This window comes from Clostridium sp. CCUG 7971 (genome assembly GCF_017590215.1).
Lineage (GTDB): Bacteria > Bacillota > Clostridia > Peptostreptococcales > Peptostreptococcaceae > Faecalimicrobium.
The window spans coordinates 1-3,842 of the sequence record NZ_JAFFPK010000043.1 but is presented as its reverse complement, the minus strand read 5'-3'; the positions used below and the strand labels follow the sequence as shown (position 1 = coordinate 3,842).

The following is a 3,842-nucleotide window of genomic DNA, read 5'->3' as shown; positions in this document are numbered from 1 at the left end:
CCACATAGTTGATATAAAACCCTATACAGTGGGAAAAAAGCAATTTTCTCTCCCAAATTCACATACCACATAGTTGATATAAAACCCTAAAATAAAATATTGAAATATCAATACTTTAAATATAATATTTATATAAATATTGCAGTGATGTATAAATAGTGTTTTTACATAAATTTAATAAACTAATTATACTTAAGTAATACCAACTATTTAACTATATTAATATGTAAATGTGCTTCACTGCAAATTTCAGTTTATATATAACTATAAGTATGTCTAGACGGTAACATAACATCTAGAATTGACCCTTACCGAGTGATTATGGATAGATTTACCTATAACTATCTATTTAAGTCCATATCCTCAGCCTTTGGTCGTTGAATCGACCATATGTATATTTATTTCAATGCTATCATTTTAATAATTATAAATCAAGTTATTATTTAAAATTAACACTACGAGAAATATTTATAGCAGCATTATGATCTGCATTCAATTCAAATTCACATTTTAGGCATTTAAATTTTTCTTGTGTTTCTCTATTATCTTTTTCTATATGGCTACACCTACTACATGTTTGAGAAGTATAAGCTGGATCTATGTATCTTACTTTTATATTCTCTCTTTCAGCCTTATACTCAATCATCTGCTGAAGTTCATAATAAGACCATTTAGATAGTATCATATTTGGAAAACCATCTTTAGTTAGTTTCTCTAAGTTTATGTATTGGCATTTATGTTTTTTAGCAAAATTAACGATATTTTTACTTATCATATGATTATAAGTCTTTACGAAGTTACGTTCTTTATCAGATATTCGGTCTAGTGCCTTAAGTTTTTTCTCTCTACCTTTTCCACCTTGTACCATCTTTAATTGTTGTTGAAGTCTTTTTCGTCTATTTCTTATTTGCTCTCTGACTCTTATAAAATCTTCTGCACATCCTATAGATTCTCTTTTAAATGTATCATCAGATAAACAGATATATGCAGGATATTTTATCCCTAAATCTACCCCCAAAGTTCTATTCTCTATAAATTCAGACTTAGAATTATTAGGAATATCTAGAGTTAAATTTAATATAAGATTGTTATTTCTATCAAATTGTATAGAGCTATCACAAATTTTATACTCTTTATTAATTACCTTATGCAATGTATGTCTTAATTCTATTGAATTTTCATTTTTTCTATATCCTAATATTACTTTAAATTTAATTCCTGATATCCAATCTATTAATATATCATCTGAATTTTCATCATACTTAAATTTTAACCAACGTTCACCTCTGGTCATTAAAGGAAAATCTCTTTTATAATTAGTAAGACTTCTTTCACCTCTGGCCATACCGTTTTTTAGAGCAATAGAGTAATCTTTTTTAGCCCTCTGGGTTACTAAACTCATCAAATCTTTATTTTTAAAAGTAACTTGATTTTGAACGATAGTGTATAGATCATCTATATACATTTCTTTAAATTTTAAATCTATGTCACTCCTATACTTTGAAGATTGTGTAAATTGTTCTTTTAATTTATTTAATTCATTCTGATATAGTTCAATATCTGAATTTAACTTATCTAGTTTAGATTGCTTAATATCATTTTTTTTTATCTCAAACTGAGCCTTTTCTAATTTTTTATTTAATTTATCTATTTGACTATTAAGTTTATTTTCTGCACCTGTATTATATCCAGACAAAATATTATGAGTATTTAATAAAGACATACATAAATTTAGAGCTTTATATTGCTCATATTGTTCATCTCTAATTAGTTTATATTGTAGTTTTCTAGTTTCTTCATCTCCCAGAATAGTTAATTTAAGCTTTCTAGTAGTTATCATTAGTTTCCCCACCCCCATGTTAGTACAATATATTTTATAATAAAAGTATATATTTAAAAAAAAATAATCACAACTATAAAGTTATGACACCGATTTTATTATGTAGTAATAATTTTATAAAAATTTTTGACTTACTAGCTACTAAGTAGAATATGCTAAAAATTATATTTATATAGGAGGTATATTATGAATGAACTAGTAATACATCACTTGAAGAATTATTTAAAATAGTAGAAGATGCGTTAAATGAATTAAATCCAGGAGAAGAGTTTATAGTAAAGGATCTCTTCAGAGGTTTTGAATGGAATCGTATAGCAAAAGGTTATCGTACTAAACTTGGTTCTATGGTATTTAACTTCACTAATCATAAAGGTTCTACTAGCATTGAGCCACTAGGTAAAACTCCTAAAAATCAGCAAAGATACAAAAAGATATAAAATTAAGCACATAAAATTAGGTGCTTAATTTTATATAGATAGTCAAACTTGTAAGTTTTGACACCCTTTTATTAAACAAAAATATAGTGTCTTAGTACTAACTTATAACTTCAAACACAAAAAATTATTCATCATAATCTTTTTCATCTTCAAACACATCATCAAAATCGTATTCGTAATCTTCTTGTGTATATTCTTCACCTAAAACCTCGCAGATATATTCTTTAATGAATGTTCTTTTATTCTCCTGATTTCTCAGAATTGAATTATTGCTATCTTCAAATTTATTTAGTACATAGTCTAAAGCATCTTCAACATAAAAGGCTATATCTGATTTAAGGTAAATATCATCTTCATGATAATCTAGACTATCATCTAAAAACTCTTCTACTTGTTTATTCCTATGCTCTCTAATTGCTTCTGATTCTTCAGCTAGCTTTTCTAAAATTTTTATATAATTAAAATCTTTAATTTCATCTTTATTATCTAGTATAACTTGTACAAATGCTTCGTGTTGTAGTAAGTAATTCTTTTTATCTAAAATTTCATTTTTAAGTCTTTGTATCCTATCACCTTCTAGTGATAATAATTTAGCTCTTGAAAATGCAATATAATCTTCTATGGTTATTCCTACTGTGTTTAGGAATATGTCCAAACCAAATTTATTAGCTCCATAAAAAACTTGTTTAAAACACTCTTTTTCATTCAGCTCTGTTAAGTTATTTTCTACAAAATATCTAGCCCACTGACGTTTTGTAAATAAAGAACTAGGTAAATCGGTTATATTGAGTTTATCTAATTTTGCTTTTACTAGATGGTATTTTTCTAATAGCGTATTTTTTTCCTCTATTAATTCCATATTATGATTTTTACATTTCTGATCATAGTAATAATTGTAAAGCATATCTTCTAAATGGTGAATATCTCTTATAGTTGACTTAATTGTTTCTAATTCATAATAATTATTTCTGCAAAAGTCACACGTTATTTCCTTGATTTCTTCAAATTCATCTACCCCATATCTGTTGCCCTTTTTAGTAAATCCACACCTTTCAACTTTATAGATATATCCCTCTCCACAAAAGCATTGTTCTTTTTTTAGTTCAAAATCATATTTTAGTTTTTCAATATCTGACTCTAATAAGTATTCTTTCATTAATAAACTCCTTCTATTTTTATCATTGAATTAAGTATCTCTAAACTATATTTTTATATCAAAATAATATTTTAAAATTATTATACAATATAAGTAGAAAAATAATATAGAAGTTTTTAAAGAAATGCTATTTATTGTTTAATTATAGAATCAGCTAAAGTTAGGCTATATATTGCCTCTATTAATTTTTTATTGGGTAAAATTGTACCATTTTCTAAATTACATAAATAAGATACACTATAATTAAGTTTAAAGGATAAATCTTTTAAACTTAGATTGTTATTTATACGGTATTTAAATATTAGGTCTTGTATAGAATCATTTATATTATAGGGCTTAAGATTATAATACCCTCCGTAGAGTTTAAATAACTTAGTACTTATCGCAATATTATATATACAGGTCATGC

Annotated in this window: 4 protein-coding genes; 1 reads left to right on the top strand and 3 read right to left on the bottom strand. The window is 25.5% G+C overall.

Annotated elements, in window-relative coordinates; all coding sequences use genetic code 11:
- Nucleotides 1-439 precede the first annotated feature (439 nt).
- Complete coding sequence (locus JWF52_RS06265; protein WP_208332595.1) at nt 440-1,840, bottom strand: RNA-guided endonuclease TnpB family protein; 1,401 nt, start codon at nt 1,838-1,840, stop codon at nt 440-442.
- Nucleotides 1,841-2,067: 227 nt separating this feature from the next.
- Here JWF52_RS06265 and JWF52_RS06260 point away from each other — a divergent pair, with 227 nt between their 5' ends.
- The gene (locus tag JWF52_RS06260) at nt 2,068-2,277 is read left to right on the top strand and encodes a DUF1413 domain-containing protein (RefSeq protein WP_208332597.1); all 210 of its coding nucleotides are present in this window, start codon (nt 2,068-2,070) and stop codon (nt 2,275-2,277) included.
- Between the two features lie 124 nt (nt 2,278-2,401).
- Here JWF52_RS06260 and JWF52_RS06255 read toward each other — a convergent pair whose 3' ends face one another.
- Both JWF52_RS06255 and JWF52_RS19645 read right to left on the bottom strand, forming a co-directional pair.
- Entirely contained in the window at nt 2,402-3,433 is a 1,032-nt protein-coding gene (locus tag JWF52_RS06255) for a hypothetical protein (protein WP_208332593.1), read from the bottom strand.
- 131 nt (nt 3,434-3,564) lie between these two features.
- Nucleotides 3,565-3,840, bottom strand: coding sequence for a helix-turn-helix domain-containing protein (locus JWF52_RS19645; protein WP_208332591.1), 276 nt, complete (start codon nt 3,838-3,840; stop codon nt 3,565-3,567).
- Nucleotides 3,841-3,842 lie beyond the last annotated feature (2 nt).

Bases quoted from the DNA above. Each gene is read 5' to 3' on its own strand.
- JWF52_RS06265 (WP_208332595.1), bottom strand. From the start codon at position 1,840: ATGATAACTACTAGAAAGCTTAAATTAACTATTCTGGGAGATGAAGAA.
- JWF52_RS06255 (WP_208332593.1), bottom strand. From the start codon at position 3,433: ATGAAAGAATACTTATTAGAGTCAGATATTGAAAAACTAAAATATGAT.
- JWF52_RS19645 (WP_208332591.1), bottom strand. From the start codon at position 3,840: ATGACCTGTATATATAATATTGCGATAAGTACTAAGTTATTTAAACTC.